This is a genomic window from Thiothrix sp., from assembly GCF_028714775.1.
GTDB lineage: Bacteria > Pseudomonadota > Gammaproteobacteria > Thiotrichales > Thiotrichaceae > Thiothrix.
Genome location: NZ_JAQTLS010000002.1, coordinates 122,154 through 147,651, shown reverse-complemented (window position 1 = coordinate 147,651; position 25,498 = coordinate 122,154). Strand labels below are relative to the sequence as shown.

The 25,498-nt window shown below is 54.3% G+C and carries 23 protein-coding genes, 1 tRNA gene and 1 riboswitch; of the genes, 13 read left to right on the top strand and 11 right to left on the bottom strand.

Annotated elements, in window-relative coordinates:
- Nucleotides 1-13: 13 nt before the first annotated feature.
- The 4 genes from PHE17_RS02230 to PHE17_RS02215 all read right to left on the bottom strand — a co-directional run bounded on the left by PHE17_RS02230 (nucleotide 14) and on the right by PHE17_RS02215 (nucleotide 2,467).
- A complete protein-coding gene (locus PHE17_RS02230) occupies nucleotides 14-877 on the bottom strand; it encodes a metallophosphoesterase (protein ID WP_301014181.1) in 864 nt (287 codons plus the stop codon).
- 16 nt (nucleotides 878-893) lie between these two features.
- Nucleotides 894-1,508, bottom strand: coding sequence for an NAD(P)H-dependent oxidoreductase (locus PHE17_RS02225; RefSeq protein WP_301014180.1), 615 nt, complete (start codon nucleotides 1,506-1,508; stop codon nucleotides 894-896).
- Nucleotides 1,509-1,577: 69 nt separating this feature from the next.
- Nucleotides 1,578-2,039, bottom strand: coding sequence for a DsrE/DsrF/DrsH-like family protein (locus PHE17_RS02220; RefSeq protein ID WP_301014179.1), 462 nt, complete (start codon nucleotides 2,037-2,039; stop codon nucleotides 1,578-1,580).
- A 95-nt stretch (nucleotides 2,040-2,134) separates the two neighbouring features.
- Nucleotides 2,135-2,467 (bottom strand): rhodanese-like domain-containing protein, encoded by a 333-nt coding sequence (locus PHE17_RS02215; RefSeq protein WP_301014178.1) that lies wholly within the window; start codon nucleotides 2,465-2,467, stop codon nucleotides 2,135-2,137.
- A gap of 92 nt (nucleotides 2,468-2,559) precedes the next feature.
- Here PHE17_RS02215 and PHE17_RS02210 point away from each other — a divergent pair, with 92 nt between their 5' ends.
- A complete protein-coding gene (locus PHE17_RS02210; RefSeq protein ID WP_301014177.1) occupies nucleotides 2,560-3,987 on the top strand; it encodes a M48 family metalloprotease in 1,428 nt (475 codons plus the stop codon).
- A 95-nt stretch (nucleotides 3,988-4,082) separates the two neighbouring features.
- On the opposite strand, the gene PHE17_RS02205 is transcribed toward PHE17_RS02210, so the two are convergent.
- Nucleotides 4,083-4,158 (bottom strand) — tRNA-Lys (locus PHE17_RS02205).
- A 90-nt stretch (nucleotides 4,159-4,248) separates the two neighbouring features.
- A complete protein-coding gene (locus PHE17_RS02200; protein ID WP_301014176.1) occupies nucleotides 4,249-5,049 on the bottom strand; it encodes a polysaccharide lyase in 801 nt (266 codons plus the stop codon).
- A gap of 60 nt (nucleotides 5,050-5,109) precedes the next feature.
- Between PHE17_RS02200 and PHE17_RS02195 the strand changes: the two genes are divergently transcribed.
- Both PHE17_RS02195 and PHE17_RS02190 read left to right on the top strand, forming a co-directional pair.
- Entirely contained in the window at nucleotides 5,110-5,493 is a 384-nt protein-coding gene (locus PHE17_RS02195; RefSeq protein WP_301014175.1) for a hypothetical protein, read from the top strand.
- 204 nt (nucleotides 5,494-5,697) lie between these two features.
- Nucleotides 5,698-8,136, top strand: coding sequence for a S8 family serine peptidase (locus PHE17_RS02190; protein WP_301014174.1), 2,439 nt, complete (start codon nucleotides 5,698-5,700; stop codon nucleotides 8,134-8,136).
- A 12-nt stretch (nucleotides 8,137-8,148) separates the two neighbouring features.
- On the opposite strand, the gene PHE17_RS02185 is transcribed toward PHE17_RS02190, so the two are convergent.
- Nucleotides 8,149-9,078 (bottom strand): histone deacetylase family protein, encoded by a 930-nt coding sequence (locus tag PHE17_RS02185; RefSeq protein ID WP_301014173.1) that lies wholly within the window; start codon nucleotides 9,076-9,078, stop codon nucleotides 8,149-8,151.
- 105 nt (nucleotides 9,079-9,183) lie between these two features.
- On the opposite strand from PHE17_RS02185, the gene PHE17_RS02180 reads away from it, so the two are divergent.
- The 8 genes from PHE17_RS02180 (at nucleotide 9,184) to PHE17_RS02145 (ending at nucleotide 17,647) form a co-directional block, all read left to right on the top strand.
- Nucleotides 9,184-11,889 (top strand): bifunctional acetate--CoA ligase family protein/GNAT family N-acetyltransferase, encoded by a 2,706-nt coding sequence (locus PHE17_RS02180; RefSeq protein WP_301014172.1) that lies wholly within the window; start codon nucleotides 9,184-9,186, stop codon nucleotides 11,887-11,889.
- Nucleotides 11,890-11,921: 32 nt separating this feature from the next.
- A complete protein-coding gene (locus tag PHE17_RS02175; protein WP_363320058.1) occupies nucleotides 11,922-12,689 on the top strand; it encodes a hydroxymethylpyrimidine/phosphomethylpyrimidine kinase in 768 nt (255 codons plus the stop codon).
- Between the two features lie 77 nt (nucleotides 12,690-12,766).
- Complete coding sequence (locus tag PHE17_RS02170; RefSeq protein WP_301014170.1) at nucleotides 12,767-13,015, top strand: type II toxin-antitoxin system ParD family antitoxin; 249 nt, start codon at nucleotides 12,767-12,769, stop codon at nucleotides 13,013-13,015.
- On the top strand, nucleotides 13,015-13,317 hold the full coding sequence (locus PHE17_RS02165) for a type II toxin-antitoxin system RelE/ParE family toxin (protein WP_301014169.1): 303 nt from the start codon (nucleotides 13,015-13,017) through the stop codon (nucleotides 13,315-13,317). The genes PHE17_RS02170 and PHE17_RS02165 overlap by 1 nt, the downstream gene beginning before the upstream one ends.
- Nucleotides 13,318-13,319: 2 nt before the next feature.
- Nucleotides 13,320-13,946 carry a thiamine phosphate synthase gene (gene thiE, locus PHE17_RS02160; protein ID WP_301014168.1) on the top strand — a complete coding sequence of 209 codons (627 nt, stop codon included), beginning with the start codon at nucleotides 13,320-13,322 and terminating at the stop codon, nucleotides 13,944-13,946.
- Nucleotides 13,947-14,053: 107 nt separating this feature from the next.
- Nucleotides 14,054-15,340 (top strand): glutamate-1-semialdehyde 2,1-aminomutase, encoded by a 1,287-nt coding sequence (hemL, locus tag PHE17_RS02155; RefSeq protein ID WP_301014167.1) that lies wholly within the window; start codon nucleotides 14,054-14,056, stop codon nucleotides 15,338-15,340.
- A 100-nt stretch (nucleotides 15,341-15,440) separates the two neighbouring features.
- Entirely contained in the window at nucleotides 15,441-16,706 is a 1,266-nt protein-coding gene (locus PHE17_RS02150; RefSeq protein ID WP_301014166.1) for a serine protease, read from the top strand.
- Nucleotides 16,694-17,647, top strand: a complete 954-nt coding sequence (locus PHE17_RS02145; RefSeq protein ID WP_301014165.1) for an FHA domain-containing protein — start codon at nucleotides 16,694-16,696, stop codon at nucleotides 17,645-17,647. The genes PHE17_RS02150 and PHE17_RS02145 overlap by 13 nt, the downstream gene beginning before the upstream one ends.
- On the opposite strand, the gene PHE17_RS02140 is transcribed toward PHE17_RS02145, so the two are convergent.
- The 4 genes from PHE17_RS02140 to metK form a co-directional block, all read right to left on the bottom strand.
- Entirely contained in the window at nucleotides 17,648-18,379 is a 732-nt protein-coding gene (locus PHE17_RS02140; protein WP_301014164.1) for a 16S rRNA (uracil(1498)-N(3))-methyltransferase, read from the bottom strand.
- Nucleotides 18,379-19,248: a methylenetetrahydrofolate reductase [NAD(P)H] gene (gene metF / locus PHE17_RS02135; protein WP_301014163.1), complete on the bottom strand. Its 870-nt coding sequence runs from the start codon at nucleotides 19,246-19,248 to the stop codon at nucleotides 18,379-18,381. The genes PHE17_RS02140 and metF overlap by 1 nt, the downstream gene beginning before the upstream one ends.
- Before the next feature lie 71 nt (nucleotides 19,249-19,319).
- Nucleotides 19,320-20,726 (bottom strand): adenosylhomocysteinase, encoded by a 1,407-nt coding sequence (ahcY, locus tag PHE17_RS02130; protein WP_301014162.1) that lies wholly within the window; start codon nucleotides 20,724-20,726, stop codon nucleotides 19,320-19,322.
- A gap of 16 nt (nucleotides 20,727-20,742) precedes the next feature.
- The gene (gene metK / locus PHE17_RS02125; RefSeq protein WP_301014161.1) at nucleotides 20,743-21,906 is read right to left on the bottom strand and encodes a methionine adenosyltransferase; all 1,164 of its coding nucleotides are present in this window, start codon (nucleotides 21,904-21,906) and stop codon (nucleotides 20,743-20,745) included.
- Between the two features lie 25 nt (nucleotides 21,907-21,931).
- A riboswitch (S-adenosyl-L-homocysteine riboswitch) is annotated at nucleotides 21,932-22,009 on the bottom strand.
- 362 nt (nucleotides 22,010-22,371) lie between these two features.
- On the opposite strand from metK, the gene tkt reads away from it, so the two are divergent.
- Nucleotides 22,372-24,381 carry a transketolase gene (tkt, locus tag PHE17_RS02120; protein ID WP_301014160.1) on the top strand — a complete coding sequence of 670 codons (2,010 nt, stop codon included), beginning with the start codon at nucleotides 22,372-22,374 and terminating at the stop codon, nucleotides 24,379-24,381.
- Nucleotides 24,382-24,460: 79 nt separating this feature from the next.
- A complete protein-coding gene (gene gap / locus PHE17_RS02115) occupies nucleotides 24,461-25,465 on the top strand; it encodes a type I glyceraldehyde-3-phosphate dehydrogenase (protein WP_301014159.1) in 1,005 nt (334 codons plus the stop codon).
- Nucleotides 25,466-25,498 lie beyond the last annotated feature (33 nt).

Here is a 25,498-nt window from a genome sequence, read left to right as displayed (position 1 = left end):
TTTCTGACAAACGTTACGCTGCGATCGAATAACCATCACCCGCAACCAGCGTGATATGAGTAATTTCTGGCGCACAATTACGCCGCAGCGGCACACCCGTTGTGCCAATACCCCGGCTGGTGTAAACCCACGACTCGTTCACGCGATACAGCCCCTGCACATATTTCCGCCCCAAATAAGGCCGAATGAACGGTTTTCCCGGTGAAACTTGCACTTGCCCGCCGTGCGTATGCCCTGAAAGTTGCAGGGAAATGCGGCTGTCGCTTGCATACCAGTCGATCATGTCCGGCTCGTGCGCCAGCAACACCACGGGCTTGTCGCCGCGTAACTTATCCAGCGTCGCCTTGATGTCAGGCTTGCCCAACCAGCCATCATCAATCCCCGCCAGATGAAACACGCCGTTGCCGTACTGGATGTCCAGCCCGTCGTTGCGCAATACCGGAATGCCGTAGCTGGCAAACGTCTCTTCGATCAAGACCGCATCCGTTTTGATGTCGTGGTTGCCCAGTACTGCGAAAATGCCATGCCGTGCATTCAACCCAGCCAGCACCGGAACCAGATCAAGGATGTCTTGCTCATCATGCCAAACGTAATCGCCCGTCAGCACCACCAAGTCGGGTTTGAGGGCATTGGTTTTATCCACCGCCCGCTGGATATGTTCCACTTGCGTATAAGGCCGCAAGTGCGTATCGGTCAACTGCACAATGGTGAACCCCTCCAACGCAGGGGGAAGGTTTTTCACCGGGATTTCCACAAACTCCTCGACCAGCCAACGGATTTCATTGCGCCTGTCAGCATGGCGGTCATCGTGGAAATAGCTCAGACGCCCAATCCGGTTTAACATCCGTTGCGGGGTCTTCGCTGCTGTTTTTAACATTTGCTTATAGCCTCATTTACATGCCGAAGCGGAACACATCCGTGTGGGTAACACCAGAATCCCGCACACCCCTGAGGGCTGCCGCATAAGCACTCAGTATACCCCCGGCATACACGATACGGTCACGGAAATAACGGTCGGCCTGCGGGTTATTTTTACTTTCATCGTCATTCAGCACGGATTCCACATTGCGCACAATGAGTTGCTCCGGGATATAACAGATGTGGTTATTTTTATAACTACTCATGCGCAGTTCGGCGACAGGGTACGCACCGCCATCCGAGGAAGAAACACTGACAATCAGCGCTGGCTTATGCGCCAGTTCCCCCGCGCCCCATAGCAGGAAGAAGTTCTTCAACCCGGCGGGAACTTGCCCATGCCATTCAGGCGATACAATCACAAAACCATCGCTCGCCGCGAGCTTTTCAGACAAAGGGTTCAGTAAGGCTTGCCAGTTTGCATCCCCGTTCCAGATGCCCTCATCCCACAGCGGCAAAGGGTTGCCCGCCAAGCTGAAAACCTCTGTTGCCGTTGCCTGCCCGTTATCCAGCAATGACTGGGCGACATAGCGGGCAACTTTCTCACTTTGTGAGTTGTGGCGATGGCTGCCACTGATCAACATGATTTTCATCTCATTTTCCTCCAAACAAAAAGCCGGGATATACCCGGCTTTTTGTGGACTGTCTAATAACCTTGCGGTTTAGATAAACAGGCAAATGTCGGATTCACCCGCAAACTCGAAGAACATCGCCGCGCCAGCATACTCAACGCCTTCGATGAATTCCTTCGGATCCATTTCAAACAGGTCAACCGTCATCTGGCAAGCAACGAACTTAACATCCGCTTCTTGGCACAGTTCACGCAATTCAGCCAAATCAGCAACGCCTTTGTCTGCCATTTTCTTTTTCATCATGGCAGTCATCATGCCTTGCATCCCTGGCAGGGCTTGCAGCAGCACAGGCATTGGCATTGGCATTGGCATACCGGGATTGCCCAGTGAGGTCACTTGCAGGTCAAGCTTCTTTTTCAGCAGTTGCAAGCCATAAAAAGTGAAGAAAATCTGTACATCGTAGCCCAGTGCAGCGGCTGTAGATGCCAAAATGAATGGAGGATAACCCCAATCCAGACTACCTTTGGTTGCGATGATCGCCAGTTTTTTCATGCGTCAAATCTCTCTCAATAGTTTACAATCCGTGAACCCAAGCGCAGGCTCACCCCTCCTGACTAAACTAAATCACTATAACAGAATTTTCTTATTTAGGCAGCGGTCGGCAGCACGATCTTCTGACCTGACTGATACCAACTGATGATCCCACCACGCAAATTAGTCGCTTGGATGCCGGTATTTTGTGCCAAATACATGCAAGCTTGCGCAGAACGCGCCCCAGTACGGCAGTAAAATACGATGGTTTTGTCCTTCGGCAGATCATTCATGCGTAAAGGCAAAGTATGCAGCGGCATAAATTCGGAACCCTCGATCATGCCCTGAGCCACTTCCGAAGCAGAACGCACATCAATCAGGTGCACACCTTTTTCTGCATCCAACAGCTTTTTCAACCCACCAGCGTCAATTTCGTGAATCCCAAACATACACAGTCCCGTAGAAATATATAAACATATGCTTATATTCTAATGTAAAAGCGTGGACTGTCAAGCACCTTAATTTCGGCTATAGTTAGCGCATGAAACAGCGCATCCTCACCCTTGCTATTGCTGCTGGCCTCATGGCTGGCGCGTTACCTTGCCATGCCGAACCGAGTTTGGACAGGCCAGTCATTACCTTGCCTGACTTTGGCGACCCCGCAAGCAGCGCCATGAGTAATACCGAAGAAACCCACCTCGGCCTTAAGCTGTTACGCGAGCTGCGCGGCAGCGACCCGATTGTGGAAGACCCCGAACTCAACGAGTGGCTACAAGCCCTCGGCAAGCGCTTAGCCGCACACGCCCCCGGCGGCAAAAACTATTATTTCCTGATCGCCAAAAATCCCGACATTAATGCCTACGCCATGCCCGGCGGGGTCGTGGTGATCCATTCCGGGCTGATCATCAACACCACCTCTGAAAGCGAATTGGCTGCGGTTATCGCCCACGAAATTGCCCACGTTTCGCAGCGCCACATTGCGCGGATGATGGCAGACGAGAAAGGCAGTCCGTGGCTCATGGGGTTAGGTGTGTTGGCAGGTGCAGCCGCCGCCACTAAAAACCCGGATGCAGGGGAAGCCATCATGACCGGCACGATTGCCGCGCAAGCCCACCAACAACTGGCCTTCAGCCGCGATGCTGAATTTGAGGCCGACCGCATCGGCTTACAGATATTGGCAGGCTCCAGTTTTGACCCCGGCGCTATGCCGAGTTTCTTGGAAAAGCTGGATCGCCGCGCTGGCAACCAACTGTACGGTGACATTAATAAGTATTTGCAAACCCACCCGCTGAGCATTGAGCGGGTCAGCGATGCCCGCAGCCGTGCCAACAAATTGGGTTCCGGGCGGGCGCAAGAAGATGTGGATTACCTTTATGCACGGGAAAAACTCCGCGCATTGACTGCCCCCAGCTCCTCCGCACAAACGGATGGCAATAGCGCTGTTGCCCAATACGCCCAAGCCATCCGCTTATTACGCAGCGGTAACGGGGCGGCAGCACTGCAAAAACTCAACGCGGGTTCAGGCCAATTGCCCATATTGCTGGCAAGCGCTGAAGCTATGATCAGCGCCCGGCGTTACGACGATGCTGAAAAACTGCTGATGCCGCTGGCAAGGAGCCACCCCGGACACGAAGGCATCCTCAACGCACTCGCTGATGCGCTGCTCGCCAACGGCAAAGCCGCCCAAGCGTGGCAACTGCTCAGCCAACAGCGTTTGGATGAACAAAGCAGTTTGGAATTTCTGGAAACCCGCCAACGGGTCGCGGAACAAGCCGGGCAAGCGGCAGAAGCCTACACCGCCGCCGCCGAACGCAGCTTACGCATGGGCGAGTACAAGTACGCCCGCGCCTCGCTCGACCAAGCAACGCGCCTGCCGGGAACATCCGCCTATACGATGGCACGCCTGCAAGCCATGTCACAGGACATCCGCCGCATGGAAAGCACCGCGAAAAAGCTGGATAAGTTTTAGGGGGAATGCCGAAGTCTGGGAGACAACTGGAGGTTTTGAATACCGCAGATAGCAAAAAGGGTTGTAAATCCTAAAATTTACAACCCTTTTTTATATGGTGGGACATGAGCGATTCGAACGCTCGACCACCTGATTAAAAGTCAGATGCTCTACCGACTGAGCTAATGTCCCGTAAGAAGAGCGGTATTATAAGGAAATACTTTTCGCTTTCAAGTTTTTTCTTCAGCCATCAGTAAACTTTTTTGGGTTTGTCCCTGAAACCTACTGCGGCGGCTGACGAGAAATGCGGAAATCATCAAAATCCGCGAAACAATCCCAACGCGGTGCCCAATCTGCGGTATTGCCGCCGTGGAATGTGCTAAAAATAAACGAATCAATCAGTCCCTTGTTACCGTAGCGCCAGAGCATGTCAGTACGGTGGGTCACTTGCTTGCCGTTTACCCAAATGGTGTAAATACCATTGCTCTTGCCGGGGCTATTGAGGCGGATGCGCTGAGTCAGGGTGTACCATACACTGGGTTTCAGGCTGGTATTGGTCGGCCAGCTATCACCCCAGCGACTTTCTTTCGGCATCCCCACGTAATAGATGTAAGGAATCAAGCGCCCCTCTTCCAGCCACATCATGCGTGCCGTCCAGCCATCGCCGTTAACGGGATGCAGCCCATTGGAATATTTACCATCACCACTGGCAAGCCCCGGCAACTTACCGCCACGCCGGAAATCAAAGCCCTCCTGAAACCGCACCCGGTAGCTAAGGTAGTATTCTTCCGCCGGAGCGAGGCGCACCAGCGCTTGCCCACCACTTTGCACCGGCCCCACGCCTTTGGCTGGGTATTTGACCCGCAGGAAATGCTCTGCCGGACGGTTGCCTTCCGCCATCACGCGGGCGCGGTTACGGGTTCCATCCCAAACCAGCGTCGGCCAATCGTGACGAAACAAAGCACCTGTGTAATTTTGCTGCGGGCACTGGTTAAACGACGCCCCTATACTGCTATCAGACAAGGCAGGCGGCGCTATGCAGGTTAGCAGTACGCCTACCAATACGGTAAAATAGTGATACATTTGAATAGCCCAACGTGGTTTTTATTGAGTATAGGAACGCATTTGTAAGGAAAAAGTTCAATGAATGTCTTTTGGTACGGGGTCTTTATTGCCGCCATTGCGTGGCTGGCGTATCACTTCGGTTGGCAACGCGGCGCATCCATCGGTTATCAGGAAGGTTGGGAAGATGGTGTAAAAAAAGGCAAGGAAGAGGGCACAAAAATCGGTGTCAAAAACAGCATCAAGGAAAAAGTGCTGAACGACATTGCCGGAACCAAAGGCGGTATGCTCGCTGATGTGGAACAACAAGTACGCCAAGAACTGCTGGCAGCCCTAACTGCCAAGCCCGCCCCGCCCAAAAAGCCCCCCACCTTGATGGAATCCCTGTTCGGTCAGGTCAGCTTCGGTTGGTGGGTCGTCATGTTTTCGCTGGTCGCACTTACCATTTACGTGGCGATCCGCTGAACCCGTAGCCACCTTACCGCTTATCCGCCTTTTTTATACCCTAGATGCTCTGATCAGAAAATAAATGGCACTTATCCGTGGTGCACGGTATTTATCACTACTGCCTCGTTATGCTTAAGCTCACAAGCTACACGAAATAATCTTAATTTGCTGATTACTAAGATATTTCAAGTTAGCCGAGTTTAATTTGACGAGGTTACGGATATGTCCCCGCGTTTATTGCTTAGCCCAATAATCTTCATGATGACTGCTGGTGTCTGGGCTGCACCCCATTCCCCAGCGCCATTACAAGCACAGCTAGCGGGTGAAACGGATCAGATCATTGTTAAATTACGCCCCGCAGCCACCCATCGCTCAATCATGATCAGTGAAACCAGCCAAGTGCAGGTCGCTATCGCTTCGGTGGGGCTGGGCATTCGGGCAAAGTACAAACGCGCCATGGGAGGCGACGCCCACATTGTGCAATTACCCGGCAAAATGACGCTACAAGAAGCGCGGGATTACGCCACCCTGCTACGCACTGACCCGGATGTGGAATATGCTGAACCCGACCAGTTGATGTTCCCTGTCGGGGATGTTTTACCCAATGACCCCCAATACATCGGTCAGTGGCACTATGCGCCCCCCACATTGGATGCAGGCGCTGCCAACCTGCCTGCCGCATGGGGCGAAATCAGCAACACCAGTAACATTACCGTCGCTGTCGTCGATACCGGGGTAGTCGACCACCCTGATTTAACGCCCAACCTCGTCGGCGGAACAGCAGCCCGTTCCGGCTATGATTTTGTCAGCACCACCCCGCGCGGAAACGATGGCGGCGGGCGCGACAGTAACCCTTCCGACCCCGGCGATTGGATCAGCACAGAAGATGCTACCAGCACCGCTTTTACAGGTTGCTCAGTACGTGACAGTTATTGGCACGGCACACATACCGCAGGCACGATTGGCGCAGCCAGCAATAATGCCTTCGGAGTCACGGGCGTCAGTTGGAATGCCAAAATACTGATGGCACGGGCATTGGGGAAATGCGGCGGTTATTTATCGGATATTGCGGATGCCATCCGCTGGTCGTCAGGTGAAGCCGTTAATGGCGTCATAAACCCCAACCCCGCAAAAATCATCAACCTGAGCTTGGGCGGAACCGGCAGTTGCGGAACTACCTACCAAGATGCCATCAATGCCGCCACCGCACACGGCGTAGCAGTCGTTGTTGCCGCCGGAAACGCCAGTGCCGACATTAGCACCCAACGCCCCGCCAATTGCACCAATGTGATCGCCGTCACCGCGTTAGCCAAAAACGGCAGCAAAGCCAGCTTTAGCAATGCCGGAAGTTTGGCAGATATTGCCGCCCCCGGTGTTGATGTCCTATCAACCGTCAACACTGGCCTTACCAACCCCACCAGCCAATACACCTACGGCGTTTATCAGGGAACCAGCATGGCAGCCCCGCACGTTTCCGGGGTGTTAGCACTGATGTTGTCAGCCAATAGCCACTTGAGCGACGGAAGCATCCCGGCAACGGAATTGCCTGCACTGCTGGAACGGAAACTCAAAGCCGCCGCACGCCCGTTTGCCACGGGCACTGGCGCTGACTGCACCACCACATCATGCGGCGCGGGCGCATTGGATGCCTACCGCGCGGTAATGTCAGTAAAAACTCCACCGACCGCACTTGCCGGAGCAAACCAATCTGTCAGGCCGGGAGCAGGCGTTACATTAAATGGGAGCGCCACAGCGGGCGGTTTCGGTGGGAGCATTAGCCAGTATTTATGGGAACAAACTGCCGGGACACCCGTAACCTTAAGCGATCGGACGAGCGCCACCCCCACTTTTGTTGCCCCCGCAGCCCCGGAAACCCTCGCTTTCCGCCTGAGCGTAACCAACGACGTGGGCTTGACCAACAGCAGCTATACCAATGTGATGGTGGAAACCACCGACACGGCTTGCACCCCAACCACGCTTACTGCGGGCGGGAATCTCAGCGGGCAATGGGCGGCAGGTTGTGCATCTAGCCATCGGGGCAGCAACTTCCGCGCCCGTTATTACACATTTACCTTGCCGAGCGCGACGAACGTCAAGTTTGACCTAAAATCCAGCCAGCAAGATGCTTTCCTGTATTTGCTGCAAGGTGCGGGGGCTGATGGCAGTATGTTGGCATCAAACGATGACAGCAATGGCACAACCGATTCGCAGATTATCCGTAGCTTGCCAGCGGGAACGTATACATTGGAAGCCACCACCTATTACGCGGGGCGGGACGGCGTATTCACGGTCAATGCCACACCCGTAACAACCAGCAGCAACCCGACCTGTGCGGTCACACCATTGACGTTAGGGCAAACACTCAGCGGACAATGGGCCAGCACTTGCACCGCCAACCAACGCGGCAGCGGCTACTACGCCCGCCAGTACAGCTTCACGCTGACACAAGCGGCAACCGTTACCCTTGACCTCAAATCCAGCCAACAAGATGCATTCCTGTATTTGCTGCAAAGCGGTGGTAGCCTGCTGGCTTCAAACGATGACAGCAATGGCACGACTGATTCCCAAATCAAGCGCACCCTGTCCGCAGGCACTTACACGTTGGAAGCGACCACCTATTACGCGGGGAAAACTGGCGCATTCACCATTGGCCTGCACTAAAGCACTGACCTGTTAGTGGAATTCCGCCAGTTCCTTGATGTGCAGCGTGGCACTACGGCCTAAGGGGGATAGCTCATATCCCCCTTCCAGACAAGAAACCACCCGCCCATCAGCCGACTCTTTGGCTATCTGGCACAATTCCTTGGTAATCCACAAATAGTCACGCTCCAGCAGGTTAAAGCCACCCATGTCGTCTTCCATGTGCGAATCAAACCCGGCGGAAATCATCACCAATTGTGGCTGGAATTCGCGCATAGCGGGCAACCAACTCGCTTCTACCGCTTCCCGCCATACTGCACCACCCGTCCCAGACGGCAAAGGCAAATTGCGGATGTTGGGCAAATCCGTATCCGCACCCGTGAAAGGATAAAATGGATGTTGGAAAGAGGAGCAGAACAGCACCCGTTGTTCGTCTTTGAAAATCTCTTCCGTGCCGTCACCGTGATGGACATCGAAATCAATAATCGCAATTCGCTCCAGCCCATACACGTCCAGCGCATAAGCTGCGCCAACTGCGACATTATTGAAAATGCAGAAACCTGCCGCTTGCCGCCGCCCCGCATGATGACCCGGCGGACGGATCGCGCAAAAAGCGTGCTTGTGGGTTCCCGCCATCACCAAATCGACCGCCATGACCGCAGCACCTGCCGCGTGCAACGCCGCATCCAAGGTATATTCATTCATGCCGGTATCACCGTCCAGCATCACATGACCTTCCTTGGGGGCAGTGGCGAACACACGATCAACGTATTCCTCATCGTGCACGCGCAGCAGATGCTCACGTTCCGCAAGATGGGAATCGTAATGGCGGGCAATCCAGTCGACGCCCGACATAATCATGCGGTTATTAATCGCCCCCAACCGTTCGGCGCATTCGGGGTGATGGATAGACCCATTATCGTGCAAACTACAATGGGAATGCGTAATTACGGCAACTGTCATATTCTTTTCACTAAAATTGGAGTAGGATATGCTGCATTGCAACAATGATGTTTTTAGGCTTTCATCATCGCTGTCCTCAATCTATTCAGCTTAGAGGTTTTGGCTATGGGCCACCACTATTTAAATCAACTCTTCGCCCCCAAGAGTGTCGCAGTATTCGGGGCAAGCAACAGTCTAGACGGCGTAGGAACCCTCGTCTTCAAAAATCTGTTGGATGCCGGGTTCAAGGGATCAGTGTACCCCATCAACCCCAAATACGAAAAGGTGCAGGAGCAAACTGCGTTCCCTAACCTGACCGAATTGAACAAATCCATTGATTTGGCGGTTGTGGCAACACCCGCCGCCACCGTACCAGCGATTCTCCAGCAATGCGGTGAAAACGGTGTTAAGGGCGTAGTCGTCCTTTCCTCTGGTTTCGCCGAAGCCGGTACACGCGGACAGCGCTTACAGAAAGACTCCGTGGAAATCGCCCGCCAGTATGGGATGCACATCATCGGCCCTAACTGCTTAGGTATCATGCGCCCATCCGCAGGTTTGAATGCCACGTTTACCCGCAACCAAGCCGCACCCGGCAATCTGGCACTGGTCTCGCAATCCGGCGGCATGTGTACCGCCATCCTCGATTGGGCCGCCGCCCGCCAGATCGGCTTTTCCACCGTGGTGACGCTGGGTGACGCAGCCGACGTGGACTTTGGGGATGTACTGGATTTCCTCGCGCTTGACCCCAAAACCGACAGCATTTTGCTGTACATCGAAGGTGTACACGATGCACGCGGTTTCATGAGCGGCCTGCGCACTGCCTCACGCATGAAACCCGTGGTGGTGTTGAAAGCGGGGCGTTACGAAGAAGGCTCGCGTGCTGCCAGCACCCATACAGGGGCAATCGTCGGCGGCAATGAAGCCTTCGATGCCGCACTGGAACGCGCCGGGGCAGTCCGGGTAGACACCATCAACCAACTGTTTTCTGCCGCACAAATCCTCTCCTCTGGCTTGCGCACCCAGCAAAACCGCCTGCTGATCATGACCAATGGCGGCGGGCCGGGTGTCATGGCAACTGACCGCGCGATAGAAACCGGCTTGCGCATGGCAACCCTTTCCCCCAAAACCTTGGCAGACCTGAACAAAGTACTGCCATTCACGTGGTCGCACGGCAACCCGGTCGACATCCTCGGCGATGCCACCCCGGAACGTTACGCTGCCGCGCTGAGCGTGTGTATGCAGGACGAAAACATCGACGGCATACTGGTCATGCTGACCCCGCAAGCCATGACCGACCCCGTAGCCGTGGCAAAAATTGTCGGCACGGCCTGTAAAGATTCCAAAACAGCCAAAATCTGCAAACCAATCTTGGCGTGCTGGATGGGCGACCTGCAAGTTGCCGCCGGGCGCGACATCCTATCGGAAGCTAATGTGCCACACTTCCGCACCCCGGAAGCTGCCGTGGAAGCGTTTTCCTACCTGACGCATTACCGCGATAACCAGAAAATGCTGATGCAGGTTCCGCCGTCGGTGCAGGAACAAACCCGCGAGCCGGACATCCAAGGCGCACGCCTGATCCTTGAAAGCGTACTGGCAGAAGGCCGCCGCACCCTTTCCACAACGGAATCCCGCGCCATTTTGTCGGCGTTCCGCATTCCTGCCGTGCCAACAATCCTCACCCGCAGCCCGGCGGAAGCGTTGGTTGCGGCAGAATCGCTGGGTTTCCCGGTGGTGATGAAAATCAGTTCCCCCGACGTGACCCACAAGTCCGACGTGAACGGGGTACGCCTGAACATTGCCAGCGCCCACGCAGTGCGCAGCATTTACCAAGAATTGGTGGAAGCCACCCGCCGCAGCTTGCCGGAAGCGCGGATTGAAGGCATCACCGTCGAACGCATGTACCAAAGCAATTCCGGTCGTGAATTGATGATTGGTGTAGTACGTGACCCGGTATTCGGCCCCATCATCAGCTTCGGCATGGGCGGCACAGCGGTGGAAATCCACCGTGACCACGCCGTTGCCCTGCCGCCGCTGAATGATTACATGATCAAGAAAACCGTGTGCCGCACCCGCGCCGCCAAGCTGCTCGGCGAATTCCGCAATATGCCCAAGATTAATTTCGAGGCACTGTGGAAAGCCCTGCAACGGGTATCGGAAATGGTCTGTGAGCTGCCCGAAATCGTGGAAATGGACATCAACCCGCTGATGGCGGATGCCGAAGGCGTGATGGCGGTCGATGCGCGTTTCACCATCAGTTACCCGCCCGTTACCGCCCGCCGCTACGACCACATGGCAATCCACCCTTACCCGAACGATTTGGTCAAGCGGATGCAATTGCCGGACGGCACTGACATCGTGATCCGCCCAATCCGCCCCGAAGATGCGGAAATGGAACAGGAGTTCGTGCGCAACCTGTCGAAAGAGTCGCGTTACATGCGCTTCATGCAAGCCTTACGCGAACTCACCCCTGACATGCTGGTTCGCCTGACACAAATTGACTATGACCGGGAAATTGCATTCCTCGCGCTGACCCGGCAGGATGGCAAGGAAGTCGAAATGGGCGTGGCGCGTTACGCCATCAACCCGGATAAAACCAGTTGCGAGTTCGCCCTCGTGATTGCCGACAGCTTCCAAAACCGGGGCTTGGGCGGGGTACTGATGCAAATCCTCATGGATACGGCACGTGCACGCGGCCTGCGTTACGTGGATGGCGAAGTGCTGGCGCACAACACTGGCATGTTAAAACTGATGCAGCGCTTAGGCTTTGAAAAAGAGAAAAGCGAAGAAGGTGTCGTGGTGGTGCGCAAACGCTTGGGGGAGATTTGTTGCTAAATGGAGGTAAAAACGTGAGCATTCCAGTGGTCATGACACTCGCCGGGCACGACCCGTGCGGCGGGGCAGGCATTCAGGCTGATATTGAAGCCATCATCAGCCAAGGTTGCCACCCGGCATCCGTCATTACCTGCATGACCGTGCAGGACACCTGTAATGTGCAGCGCGTTGAACCTGTCAGCGATTACCTGATTGAGCAACAAGCCGAAGCCCTGCTGGCGGATTTATCGATTGCCGCCATCAAAATCGGCTTGCTCGGCAGCGTAGCGGCGGTGGAAGCTGTCCACCGCATCTTGCTGCAAGCGCCGGATGTGCCGGTCATCCTCGACCCAATCCTCGCGGCAGGCGGCGGCAAAAGCCTTTCCACCGATATTCTGGTGGAAGCCATCCGCGAATACCTGCTGCCCCTGACCACCCTGCTGACCCCCAATGTCCCGGAAGCTGCACGGCTGGCGACTCATGGCGACACGCTGGATGAGCAAGCCCAGTCGCTGCTGGATCAGGGCTGCGCTTACGTCCTGCTGACCGGAACCCACGCCGAAAGCGAACGGGTCGAAAACGCCCTGTACGGCGAAGGCCAACGCCTACGCACATGGTTCTGGGAACGCTTGCCGGAAACGTATCATGGTTCCGGCTGCACACTGGCTTCCACCTGTGCTGCCAACCTTGCTAAAGGCATGGATATGGTGAAAGCGGTGGGAACAGCGCAGGCATATACGTGGGGTAGCTTGCAGGCAGGGCGGCAAATCGGGCGCGGGCAGTTTATTCCGAACCGCTTCTACTGGACGAAGGTAAGCTAAGAGAGCATACAAATTGCACAGACAAAATACCAATTTTTGGTATAATCAAGGAAATCGACAGCCTTGAGAGTTGTGTTATGTCTCGAAATACCTCTATATCCCTCAGCGGTCACTTTGAAACCTTCGTTGACCGCTTAGTTAATACCGGGCATTACCATTCTGTCAGCGAAGTAATCCGTGCGGGACTACGGCTGCTGGAAGAACAGGAACTGCGGGTACAACGGCTACGGGAAGCCCTGATTGCAGGCGAAAACAGTGGGCGACCCCAAGCCTTTGACCGTGAAGCGTTTAAGCGTGAAATGCGGGCAGAATTGGGGAGCAAATAATGGCGCAATACAGCCTGTCGCCGCTCGCATTGGAAGACCTGAAAGGCATCTGGCGTTATGGCGCTACAACTTGGGGACTCGCGAAGGCAGAACAGTATGGCGAGAAGCTATTGGATGCTTTTGACTTTCTGGCAGAAAATCCGCAGGCAGGTCAGCCCATCGAGCACATTCGCGTTGGGTACAAGCGACATCCGGTTGGCTCGCACCTGATCTTTTACCGCCTTGGCCTGTCCTCCTGCGTGGAGGTTATCCGCATCCTGCACCAAAGCATGGATAGCGAACGGCATTTGCAGGACAAGTAACAATGAACATGGCACTACTAAACGGCCTTTACATCATCACCGACGGCTCCACTGGTAACTTGCTGCTGGAAAAAGTCGAGCAAGCCCTGCGCGGCGGCGCAACCATCGTCCAATACCGCGACAAAACCAGCGATGCGGCGCGGCGCGAACAGGAAGCAAGGGACTTAAAATCCCTCGCGAGCGCCCATAATGCCCTATTCATCATCAACGACGACGTGGCTCTAGCGAAAACCGTGCAAGCCGACGGCGTTCACGTAGGCCGTGAAGATTCCGCACTCGCAACGGCGCGGGCGTATCTGGGCAAATCCGCCATCATCGGGGTGTCCTGTTACAACCAGTTACCGTTGGCGTTGGAAGCGGCACAGCAAGGCGCAGATTACATCGCCTTCGGCAGCTTTTTCCCCTCCCCCACCAAGCCCCATGCACCACGCGCCAGTTTGGAAGTGCTACACGCAGCACACCAACAATTATCCGTACCAATTTGCGCTATCGGCGGGATTACCTTGGATAACGCCACGAGCTTGCTGGCAAATGGCGCGGACATGCTGGCGGTGATTTCCGATGTGTTTAATGCCCCGGATATTGCCCACCAAGCCAGTTTGTACCGGGACTTATTCCAGCAGTCATAAATTTCGCTGATCCCCGTCCGTCGAAGTTTTTTCCTGCTTTGCTGGACAATGGCGGCGGGGTCATTGAAAATAAGCATCCTTTAATATTGATGCCGAGGGAGTCTGCCGTGACCCGTTCTGAAGCGCTGTTTGAACAAGCCAAACGTTCCATCCCCGGCGGGGTCAATTCCCCGGTACGTGCATTCCGTAGCGTTGGCGGGACTCCGCGCTTTATTGCCCGCGCCCAAGGGGCGTATATGTGGGATGCTGATGGCAACCGCCTGATTGATTACGTCGGCTCATGGGGGCCAATGGTCGCAGGCCACGCGCACCCGGAAGTGGTGGCAGCGGTGCAAGCAGCGGCAGTAGATGGCCTGAGTTACGGCGCACCGACCGAACTCGAAATCACCATGGCGGAAAAGATTTGCGAAATCATGCCGTCCATCGAAATGGTGCGCATGACCAGTTCCGGCACGGAAGCCACCATGTCTGCCATCCGGCTGGCACGCGGTTTCACCGGACGTAACTACATGGTCAAGTTTGAAGGTGGCTACCACGGGCATGGCGATTCACTTTTGGTGAAAGCCGGTTCCGGTGCACTGACCTTTGGGCAACCCAGTTCCCCCGGCGTCCCGGCAGAATTGGCGCAATTCACCCTGACGCTGGATTACAACAACAGTGAGCAGGTCCGCGAAGTGTTCGCGGCGCGTGGGCATGAGATTTCCTGCATCATCGTCGAACCCGTTTCCGGCAACATGAACTGCATCCCACCCGTCCCCGGTTTCCTCGAAACCTTGCGTGAGGTGTGCGACCAATCCGGCGCGGTGCTGATTTTTGATGAAGTCATGACTGGCTTCCGCGTGGCATTGGGCGGGGCGCAACAAGTCTATGGCGTCAAACCCGACATTACCACGCTGGGTAAAATCATCGGCGGCGGTATGCCGGTCGGTGCATTCGGCGGCAAACGCGAAATCATGCAGCACCTTTCCCCGCTGGGGCCGGTGTACCAAGCTGGCACATTGTCCGGCAACCCCATCGCCATGACGGCTGGTTTGAAAATGCTGGAAATCATTTCCCGCCCCGGTTTCTATGCAGAATTAACCGCCAAGACAACTTCTTTCGTAAAAGGGATGCAACAAGCGGCAGACGCAGTTAATATACCCTTCATCACGCAGCAGGTTGGCGGCATGTTCGGCCTTTTCTTCACGACAGAAAAACGCATTGATACTTACCAACAAGTGACCGCCTGCAATATTGGACAATTCAACCGCTTCTTCCACGGCATGTTGGATCGTGGGGTATACCTTGCGCCTTCCGCTTACGAAGCCGGTTTTGTCTCAATGGCGCATACCGATGCCGATTTGGCGGAAACCATCAGCATCGCTAGGGACGTTTTCACCGACCTACAAGGATGACGGAAGGGGGAAAACTGTCATCCCACAGGTACTGCTGGCAACAACAGTCCATTTTATACAATACAAAACATGAAGCTTGTTTTAAGCGGGAAAGCAGGGAATGTACCGTTTTTCATTAAAAATCTTATTGGTTCTGATCACGCTTGCGCTTGTTCAGCCGGGTTACGCGCAGGGCGATTCCTCTTCTATTTACAAGAATGTTGAGCAGTCTGTCTATCAGGTTCGGGTCATTAACCAACAAAGTGGCAAGAAAACCGCAATTGGTTCCGGCTTCATCGTCATGGAGCCAAATATCATTGCGACCAACTACCACGTTGTCAGCACCTTCGTGAATGACCCCGAAGAATTCGAGCTGGATTACCTTTCCACGGCTGGCAAATCTGGCAAGTTGGAATTGCTGGCGGTCGATGTTATCCATGACTTGGCCGTACTGAAGGCGGGCGAACCACTCGGTACGCCTTTGCACCTCGCGCAAGTACCGCAAAAAGGCGCACGTCTGTATTCACTCGGCAATCCGCTGGATTTGGGCTTTTCGATTATCGAAGGAACAAACAATGGCATCATGAAAAACAGCGATGACAACAACATCCTGTTTTCCGGCAGCCTCAATCCCGGCATGAGCGGCGGCCCCACCCTCAATGAGCAAGGCGAAGTCATCGGTGTAAATGTGGCAACCTCCGGCAACGAAATCAGCTTTCTGGTTCCGGGGCAATACCTTGCCACCATGCTGGAACGCCTCAAGCTAAGCGGATTCGAGCAGGATGCCGACCTTGATGAGCGCATTGCCGAACAACTACGTGGCAATGCCGACAAATACATCAAACGCCTGACCGATGCCAAATGGACAACCCTGCCCATCGGCAAGCTGGTGGTTCCCGGTGATATTGAAGGTTATGTGCGTTGCTGGGACAACAGCAGCAAACCCGACCCTGATGAACTCATGCGCGTGTATTACACCCGCTGCACCAATGACAGCAATATTTATCTGGATGATGGGTTGGAAGTCGGCTCGCTCGCGTATGAATATATCTGGCTTACCAGCGATAAAATGACCCCGCCGCGTTTTTATAAGGGCTATCAAACCCAGAACTCCAGCGTATTGGAGAGCAAGGCCGGTAAAAACGATGTGACCAATTTCGCCTGCCATACTGATTTCACCCAAGTGGCAGGGCAAGAGTTCAAAATGACTATCTGCCGCCGGGATTACCTCAATTACAAGGGACTCAGCGACATGATGGTGACGGGAGCGATGGTTGGATACCCGCAACAAGGGATGCTGTTTAATATGGATATGACGGGTATCGACTTTGCAAGCGGAGTGCAACTAGCCAAGCGCATGATGGAGGGATTCAAATGGCAAAAGTAATTCTTGAAGTCCAGACACGTGGCTTAAACCAATACCACCGCTTGGAACAATTCCCGGTAACTATTGGGCGGGCGCTGGATAACGACATCATCCTCTCAGACCCGGCGGTTTCCGCGCATCATTTACAGCTTGAACAAGGCGAAGACGGGGCATTGTTCCTCCAAAACCTGTCGAGTGAAAATGGCACGTCCATGAATGGGCATCCACTGGGGCAACAGCGGGTGCAATTACCCATCCCCAGCCGTTTGCTCTTGGGCGGGCGCAAACTCAACCTGCTGTCTGCTGATGCCCCCGTTGCGGAAACCAACCTACTGAAATTCAGCGGCTTCTTTTCCATTATTTCCAACCCCGTGTGGGCAGCCATACTGCTGATCCTGACCGCAGCCACGCTGTTCTTGGAAAAATACCTGACAACGTTTATCGACAAAGGCGCATGGTTCTACGTCAGCGACGTATTACTTAACCTGTCCGTCTTACTGGCATTTGCCCTGATATTGTCGGTGGTAACGTGGCTGGCTTCCCATCGCTGGGCTATCGCCTCGGCAGTCAGCATGGCTTCCCTGCTGGCTATTACCAAATCCTTGATTGGTTTGGTCGGCGAAACGCTATCTTACCTCGTGACTTCTGATGCCCCCTCCAGCGCTTCGGCGACGCTGTACAACACCGTGCTCGTGGTCGTGCTGCTGTACCTATACCAACGCTGGGCAAGTTACCTACGCCCGCTGCCTGCGGTAGGGCTGGCACTCTTACTGAGTTCCCCACTCATTATCTTGGAAGGTATTAACTGGCTGGATCAGATAACGGTCGATAATGAATTCTCCAGCGAACCAGCCTACAACCAGACCTTAAGCTCGTTTAATCTCCATGCAGCACCGACCTTGCCATTGGATGATTACATGCAGGCTATCACTAAAGATTTGCCGTCGCAGCTTGAAGAATAATTAAATATCGCCGTAGCGGTGCTGGAGCAATGCCAGTGCCGCAAGGCTAGCCGTTTCCGCCCGCAAGATGCGCGGCCCCAGCGAAACCGGCGTAACACCCGCCTGAATGCACTGCGCCACCTCCTCATCCGTAAACCCGCCTTCTGGCCCGATCAGCAGTTCAATTGGCACAGGCAAATCCAGCGGCAAAGCATTGATGCGTGGGAAATCACCCGGCGCGAGGATCAAACGTGTGCCTGTTGCTGGCATTTCCAACCAGCGCTCCAGCGCTAAGGGAACTTGCACCACTGGCATTCGGGTACGCCCGGACTGCTCACAAGCGGCAACCACAACACCCTCCCAATGCTGCAACTTTTTATCCACCTGCTCTTTGCCGATGCGCACCACGCTGCGCTGGGTAATCAGCGGCTGGATGGTATTCACACCCAGTTCCACGGCTTTTTGCAGGGCAAAATCCATCTTGTCCGGCTTGATAACGGCTTGCACGAGGGTGAGGTGGATGGGGGATTCGGTATCGACCGGAGAAAAACCTTCGATCATCACGGATGCGCTGCGTTTGCTGACGTTGCTCATCTGTGCGGAATATTCGCCGCCTTCGCCGTTAAACAGGATCAGCGGCTCGCCAACATTCAAGCGTAAGACTTGCACTGCGTGGCGGAAAGTCGTGTCGGGCAGAGTGAATTCCTGCCCAACAACGAGAGGTTGCGGCACGTAAAAACGCGGGATGCGCATTACTCGGCCAACCCAATATTTTTCCAAATGCTCATGGTCGGCTCAACCCGATTCATAGTGTAGAAATGCAGCCCCGGTGCGCCAGTTTCCAGCAGATTTTCACACAGCAAGCTAACGAATTCCTCACCGAATTTAGCGATGGATTCCACGTCATCCGCATAGGTTTCCAGTTGCTTGCGCAACCAGCGTGGGATTTCCGCGCCACACATATCCGAAAAACGCGCCAGTTGCGTGTAATTCGTAATCGGCATAATGCCGGGGACGATGGGGATTTCCACGCCTTTTTTCACGCATTCATCCACGAAATGCCAGTACGCATCAGCATTGAAGAAGTACTGCGTAATCGCACTGTTCGCGCCTGCATTCACCTTGCGCACAAAGTTGTCGATGTCGACCCTGAGGTTGGGAGCTTGCGGATGCATTTCTGGGTAGGCCGCCACTTCAATATCGAAATGGTCGCCGGTTTCCTTACGGATGAACTCCACCAACTCGTTAGCGTAGCGGAATTGCCCCAAATCGCGTGAACCAGAAGGCAAATCACCGCGCAAAGCAACAATGTGCTTGATGCCGTTGTTGCGGTAGGTGTCCAGAATTTCGCGGATATGTTCGGCACTGGAACCTACGCACGACAAATGTGGCGCAGCTTCAATGCCAGAATCACGCTGAATTTCCAGCACGGTGTTGAGCGTATTGGCTTGCGTCGAGCCGCCCGCGCCGTAAGTGACGGAAAAGAAACGCGGCTTCAATTCTGCCAATTGGGTGCGCACCACCCGCAGGTTTTCCGCGCCTTTGTCAGTCTTGGGCGGGAAAAACTCGAAGCTGAAGATCAGGTCATCGTGTTGATGATCCTGTTGATGTTCGTCAGTCATAAACTTTCCTCTCTTGTTCCCCTCGCCCCCTTGAGGGAGAGGGGCTAGGGGGGGTGAGGGGTTCTTACACCTTAATAACGGTAATGGTCAGCTTTGTACGGGCCTTCCATTGGAACGTCAATGTACTGCGCTTGGTACTCGCTCAACTGGGTCAGTTGCGCATTCAGCTTTTTCAACTGCAAGCGGGCAACTTTCTCGTCGAGGTGTTTCGGTAGGGTGTAAACGCCAATTGGGTATTTGCCGGAATCGCGCTCAGTCCACAGTTCGATTTGCGCAATCGTTTGGTTGGCAAATGAAGACGACATGACGTAAGACGGATGCCCAGTCGCACAACCCAAGTTCACCAAACGCCCTTTTGCCAGCAGCGTGATGCGCTTGCCATCAGGGAAAATGATGTGGTCGACTTGCGGCTTGATTTCTTCCCACTGGTACTGTTCCAGTGAAGCCACGTCGATTTCATTGTCGAAGTGACCGATGTTGCAAACGATAGCTTGGTCTTTCATTTTGACCATGTGGCTGTGGTCGATGACGTGGTAGTTGCCAGTCGCTGTGACGAAAATGTCAGCCTTGTCAGCCGCATAATCCATCGTTACCACGCGGTAGCCTTCCATTGCTGCTTGCAGGGCGCAGATCGGGTCGATTTCTGTTACCCAAACTTGAGCAGACAATGCACGCAATGCTTGGCAAGAACCTTTGCCCACGTCGCCGTAGCCGCATACCAGCGCAACTTTGCCCGCTACCATTACGTCGGTAGCACGCTTGATGCCATCAACCAGTGATTCGCGGCAGCCGTACAGGTTGTCGAACTTGGATTTGGTCACGGAATCGTTGACGTTGATTGCCGGGAATTTCAGCTCACCACGCGCGTGCATCTGATACAGGCGGTGAACCCCGGTAGTGGTTTCTTCCGTTACGCCACGGACTTCTGCCAAACGGGTGCTGTACCAGTTCGGTGAAGTTTCCAGACGGTTACGGATTGCCGCGTACAAGTAAGTTTCTTCTTCAGACGTAGGGTTAGCAACCAAGCTAGGGTCTGTTTCAGCACGAGTCCCCAAATGCAGCAGCAAAGTCGCATCGCCGCCATCATCCAAAATCATGTTGGCTTGCTGACCATTAGGCCACTCGAAGATTTTGTGGGTGTAATCCCAGTACTCTTCCAGTGATTCGCCTTTGTACGCGAACACAGGAATGCCAGCTTCAGCCATCGCCGCAGCCGCATGGTCTTGGGTAGAATAGATGTTGCAAGATGCCCAGCGTAGTTCCGCACCCAAAGCAACCAACGTTTCCATCAGCACGGCTGTTTGGATCGTCATGTGCAAAGAGCCGGTAATGCGAGCGCCTTTCAGTGGTTGGCTGGCAGCGAATTCTTCGCGGATCATCATCAAACCGGGCATTTCGGTTTCAGCGATGTTGATTTCCTTGCGGCCCCAAGCAGCCAAGCCCATATCGGCGACGATATAGTCGTTAAAAGTAGTCATATTGTCAGTCTCCTAATTACAGGCCAGCAGCAGCACGCAGCGCAGCAGCTTTATCGGTACGTTCCCACGGCAGGTCGAGGTCATCACGACCGAAGTGACCATAAGCAGCCGTACTGCGATAAATCGGGCGCAGCAGGTCGAGCATTTTGGTGATGCCGTAAGGACGCAGGTCGAAATGTTCGCGTACCAGATTTTCGATCAGGGTTTCATCGACCTTGTTAGTTCCGAAGGTTTCAACCGTGATGGAGGTAGGTTGCGCTACACCGATAGCGTAGGAGACTTGAATTTCGCAACGGTCTGCCAAGCCAGCAGCCACGATGTTTTTCGCGACATAACGGCCTGCATACGCAGCGGAACGGTCAACTTTGGATGGGTCTTTGCCGGAGAATGCGCCGCCGCCGTGACGTGCCATACCACCGTAAGTGTCGACGATGATTTTACGCCCGGTCAGGCCGCAGTCACCCACAGGGCCGCCGATTACGAAGTTGCCAGTTGGGTTGATGTGGTATTTGGTATCAGCGTGCAGCCATTCTTGTGGCAGTACTGGCATGATAACGTGTTCCATCACACCGGCACGCAGGTCTTCAAGGCTGACATCTGGGCTGTGTTGGGTGGAAAGCACTACGGCGTCGATAGCAACGATTTTGCCATCTTCGTAACGCACAGTAACTTGGGATTTTGCATCCGGGCGCAGCCAAGGCAGTGTGCCGTTTTTGCGCATATCCGCTTGTTGCTTCACCAGACGGTGGGCGTAAGTCAGAGCGGCTGGCATCAATACGTCAGTTTCGTTGCTGGCGTAACCAAACATCAAGCCTTGGTCGCCCGCACCTTGATCTTCAGGTTTCGCACGGTCAACGCCCATCGCGATGTCTGGGGATTGCTTACCGAGTGCATTGATCACGGCGCAAGTGTGACCGTCGAAACCGATTTCGGAATTGTTGTAGCCGATGTCGTTAACCACGCCACGCACGATACCTTCGTAGTCGATTTCAGCAGTCGTGGTAATTTCGCCCGCGAGAACCACCATGCCAGTCTTGGTCAGGGTTTCGCACGCCACACGGGCGTAAGGGTCTTTGGCAATGATCGCGTCCAGAATGGCATCGGATATTTGATCCGCCATTTTATCTGGGTGGCCTTCAGAAACAGACTCAGAAGTAAACAGGTAGCTTCTCTCAGTCATTGATTCAATCTCCTAAACAAAAATGAATGACCGAGCGCCGTTGTACTAACAACCTTCACTTGAGCCTGGCGGGAATCAGCCCGTCGCAACGCTCCTCAAGTGCGGTATCAAAAATCCAGCCCGCCATAATAGACGAAACATTTCGCCAATGCACCATACGCTACGGGCTGTCGTCATGGAAAATTCACATTAATGCAGGGTTATCTATCCAACAAGGGAGAGTTGCCCATGCCATAGAAGTTCGACACAATACAAGGACTTTATTCCAGCCTGAACAATAAATATACAGCGGGCGCTGTCATCCCTTTGGGTCGCGCTTTAGTGGTGGCAGTATACTACAAAATTTGCAAATCTTTGCTGCGCTGCATCACTTGAGATACAGACGGCGGGGGTTACGCCTTACATATCCCATCACCACGTTAGAGATGGGTTAAAACGATACTTGAAATTACAGGAGACCCGTCAATGACTACACGCCGTGAGCTGGCTAATGCAATCCGCGTCTTGGCTATGGATGCCGTACAAAAAGCGAATTCCGGGCATCCGGGCGCACCTATGGGCATGGCGGACATCGCTGAAGTCCTCTACAACGACTACATGTCCCACAACCCACAAAACCCTGCGTGGGCTAACCGTGACCGTTTCGTCATGTCTAATGGGCATGGTTCCATGCTGCCGTACTCCGTACTGCACCTGACTGGCTATGACCTGTCAATGGACGACCTGAAAGCGTTCCGCCAACTGCATTCCAAAACCCCAGGCCACCCTGAGTACGGCTATGCACCGGGCATTGAAACCACTACCGGCCCACTCGGTCAAGGCATCACCAACGCCGTTGGTATGGCATTGGCTGAAAAAATCTTGGCTGCGCAATTCAACAAGCCGGGTCACACCATCGTTGACCATCACAGCTACGTGTTCTTGGGCGACGGATGCTTGATGGAAGGCATTTCCCACGAAGCGTGCTCTTTCGCAGGCACAATGGGCTTGGGCAAACTGATCTGTTTCTACGATGACAACAACATTTCCATCGACGGTGAAGTGGACGGCTGGTTCACAGACAACACCCCTAAGCGCTTTGAAGCTTACGGCTGGCACGTCGTTGCTAACGTTGATGGTCACGATGCTGACGCGATCAAAGCGGCTGTCGAAGCTGCCCGCGCTGAAACTGGCAAGCCATCCCTGATTTGCTGCAAAACCACTATCGGTTTTGGCTCACCGAACAAAGCAGGTTCACACGACTGCCACGGCGCACCACTGGGTGACGCTGAAATTGCCTTGACCCGCGCCCAATTGGGTTGGACACCTGGCCCATTCGAGATTCCTGCCAACGTTTACGAAGGTTGGGACGCGAAAGCCAAAGGTGCAGCAGCAGAAGCAGCATGGAATGAGCAATTTGCGGCATACGCAGCGGCTTACCCTGCGGAAGCGGCTGAATTCAAACGCCGCATGGCTGGCGAATTGCCTGCTAACTGGGTTGAAGAATCCGCGAAAGCCATTGCTGCGATTGATGCGAAAGCAGAATCACCAGCGACCCGCGTGGCTTCCAAAAATGCACTGGATGCGTTCGCACCGTTGCTGCCTGAGTTCCTCGGCGGCTCGGCTGACTTGACGCCTTCCAACAACACTTTCAACAAGTCCAGCAAGCACATCAGTCCTGGGCATCATAAAGCGCAAGATTTCAGCGGCAACTACCTGTCTTACGGTGTGCGCGAATTCGGTATGAGCGCGATCATGAACGGTATGGCACTGCACGGCGGCTTGTTGCCTTACGGCGCGACCTTCCTGATGTTCTCCGAATACGCACGTAATGCCCTGCGTATGGCGGCTTTGATGAAAATCCAAAGCATCTTCGTTTACACCCATGACTCCATCGGTCTGGGCGAAGACGGCCCTACCCATCAGCCGGTTGAGCAAATCCCTACACTGCGCATGATCCCGCGCATGTCCGTCTGGCGTGCTTGCGATGCGGTTGAGACTGCCGTATCTTGGAAACACGCGATTGAGTACAAAGGCCCTAGCACCCTGATCTTCTCGCGCCAAAACCTGAAGCATCAAGTTCGTACTGCTGAGCAACTTGCTAACATCGCCAAAGGTGGCTACGTGTTGAAAGACACCGACGGCACACCTGACGTGATCGTGATTGCGACTGGTTCTGAAGTTGAACTGGCTATGCAAGCAGCAGCGAAGTCCAGCAAGAAAGTGCGCGTGGTTTCCATGCCTTCTTGCGACGTATTCGATGCGCAAGATGCGGCGTACAAAGAATCCGTGCTGCCTAAAGCAGTTACTGCCCGTGTTGCGGTTGAAGCCGCTATCGGCGACGGCTGGTACAAATACGTTGGCTTGAACGGCGTAGTGGTTGGCATGACCACCTTCGGCGAATCTGCCCCTGCGAACCTGTTGTTCGAGCAGTTTGGCTTCACCGTTGAAAATGTACTCGGCGCAATCAGCGTAGCTGCCAGCAACGCAGCGTAACCGCACACCCAAGGCGGCTTCCTCTGAGGAGGGGAAGCCTGCCTACTGATTTATCTAAGTGAGTTTAGAGGAGTTCCCCATGACGATTAAAGTTGGTATCAATGGTTTTGGCCGTATCGGTCGTATGGCTTTCCGCGCTATTGCAAAAGATTTCCCTGGCATCGAAGTAGTCGGTATCAATGACCTGCTCGCACCTGATTACCTCGCGTACATGCTGAAATACGACTCCGTACACGGTCGTTTCAACGGTGATGTTGCGGTTGAAGGCAGCAACTTGGTCGTAAACGGCAAAACAGTACGCCTGACTGCTGAACGCGACCCAGCTAACCTGAAGTGGAGCGACATCGGCGTAGACATCGTGCTGGAATGCACCGGCTTCTTCCTTGACGAAGCAGGTTGCCAAAAACACATCGAAGCGGGCGCGAAGAAAGTGGTTATGTCTGCACCTTCCAAAGACACTACGCCAATGTTCGTTTACGGCGTAAACCACACGACTTACGCAGGTCAAGCGATCATTTCTGCTGCATCTTGCACCACTAACTGCTTGGCTCCTGTTGCTAAAGTTCTGAACGACAAGTGGGGCATCAAGCGTGGTCTGATGACTACTGTCCATGCTGCGACTGCTACCCAGAAAACTGTTGACGGCCCTTCCATGAAAGACTGGCGCGGTGGCCGTGGTATTTTGGAAAACATCATTCCATCTTCCACAGGTGCAGCAAAAGCGGTTGGCGTTGTTCTGCCAGAGCTGAAAGGCAAGCTGACTGGCATGGCGTTCCGCGTTCCTACTTCTGACGTGTCTGTAGTTGACCTGACTGTTGAGCTGAACACTGAAGCGTCTTACAAAGACATCTGTGCAGCGATGAAAGCAGCCGCTACTACTGGCGACATGAGCAAGACTTTGGGCTACACCGACGAGAAAGTGGTTTCCACTGACTTCCGTGGCGTTGGCTTCTCTTCCATTTTCGATGCTGAAGCTGGCATCGCGCTGGATGGCACATTCGTGAAAGTCGTGGCTTGGTACGACAACGAATACGGCTATACCGCGAACATGCTGCGCTTTGTTGAGCACGTAGCAGCGAACTAAGAAACCCTCCCCCCCTAGCCCCCTCTCCCGCGA

What these genes read in the sequence shown, in the direction of transcription:
- PHE17_RS02230 (WP_301014181.1), bottom strand. Translation starts at nt 877, where the DNA reads ATGTTAAAAACAGCAGCGAAGACCCCGCAACGGATGTTAAACCGGATT.
- PHE17_RS02225 (WP_301014180.1), bottom strand. Translation starts at nt 1,508, where the DNA reads ATGAAAATCATGTTGATCAGTGGCAGCCATCGCCACAACTCACAAAGT.
- PHE17_RS02220 (WP_301014179.1), bottom strand. Translation starts at nt 2,039, where the DNA reads ATGAAAAAACTGGCGATCATCGCAACCAAAGGTAGTCTGGATTGGGGT.
- PHE17_RS02215 (WP_301014178.1), bottom strand. Translation starts at nt 2,467, where the DNA reads ATGTTTGGGATTCACGAAATTGACGCTGGTGGGTTGAAAAAGCTGTTG.
- PHE17_RS02210 (WP_301014177.1), top strand. Translation starts at nt 2,560, where the DNA reads ATGAAACAGCGCATCCTCACCCTTGCTATTGCTGCTGGCCTCATGGCT.
- PHE17_RS02200 (WP_301014176.1), bottom strand. Translation starts at nt 5,049, where the DNA reads ATGTATCACTATTTTACCGTATTGGTAGGCGTACTGCTAACCTGCATA.
- PHE17_RS02195 (WP_301014175.1), top strand. Translation starts at nt 5,110, where the DNA reads ATGAATGTCTTTTGGTACGGGGTCTTTATTGCCGCCATTGCGTGGCTG.
- PHE17_RS02190 (WP_301014174.1), top strand. Translation starts at nt 5,698, where the DNA reads ATGTCCCCGCGTTTATTGCTTAGCCCAATAATCTTCATGATGACTGCT.
- PHE17_RS02185 (WP_301014173.1), bottom strand. Translation starts at nt 9,078, where the DNA reads ATGACAGTTGCCGTAATTACGCATTCCCATTGTAGTTTGCACGATAAT.
- PHE17_RS02180 (WP_301014172.1), top strand. Translation starts at nt 9,184, where the DNA reads ATGGGCCACCACTATTTAAATCAACTCTTCGCCCCCAAGAGTGTCGCA.
- PHE17_RS02175 (WP_363320058.1), top strand. Translation starts at nt 11,922, where the DNA reads ATGACACTCGCCGGGCACGACCCGTGCGGCGGGGCAGGCATTCAGGCT.
- PHE17_RS02170 (WP_301014170.1), top strand. Translation starts at nt 12,767, where the DNA reads ATGTCTCGAAATACCTCTATATCCCTCAGCGGTCACTTTGAAACCTTC.
- PHE17_RS02165 (WP_301014169.1), top strand. Translation starts at nt 13,015, where the DNA reads ATGGCGCAATACAGCCTGTCGCCGCTCGCATTGGAAGACCTGAAAGGC.
- thiE (WP_301014168.1), top strand. Translation starts at nt 13,320, where the DNA reads ATGAACATGGCACTACTAAACGGCCTTTACATCATCACCGACGGCTCC.
- PHE17_RS02150 (WP_301014166.1), top strand. Translation starts at nt 15,441, where the DNA reads ATGTACCGTTTTTCATTAAAAATCTTATTGGTTCTGATCACGCTTGCG.
- PHE17_RS02145 (WP_301014165.1), top strand. Translation starts at nt 16,694, where the DNA reads ATGGCAAAAGTAATTCTTGAAGTCCAGACACGTGGCTTAAACCAATAC.
- PHE17_RS02140 (WP_301014164.1), bottom strand. Translation starts at nt 18,379, where the DNA reads ATGCGCATCCCGCGTTTTTACGTGCCGCAACCTCTCGTTGTTGGGCAG.
- metF (WP_301014163.1), bottom strand. Translation starts at nt 19,248, where the DNA reads ATGACTGACGAACATCAACAGGATCATCAACACGATGACCTGATCTTC.
- ahcY (WP_301014162.1), bottom strand. Translation starts at nt 20,726, where the DNA reads ATGACTACTTTTAACGACTATATCGTCGCCGATATGGGCTTGGCTGCT.
- metK (WP_301014161.1), bottom strand. Translation starts at nt 21,906, where the DNA reads ATGACTGAGAGAAGCTACCTGTTTACTTCTGAGTCTGTTTCTGAAGGC.
- tkt (WP_301014160.1), top strand. Translation starts at nt 22,372, where the DNA reads ATGACTACACGCCGTGAGCTGGCTAATGCAATCCGCGTCTTGGCTATG.
- gap (WP_301014159.1), top strand. Translation starts at nt 24,461, where the DNA reads ATGACGATTAAAGTTGGTATCAATGGTTTTGGCCGTATCGGTCGTATG.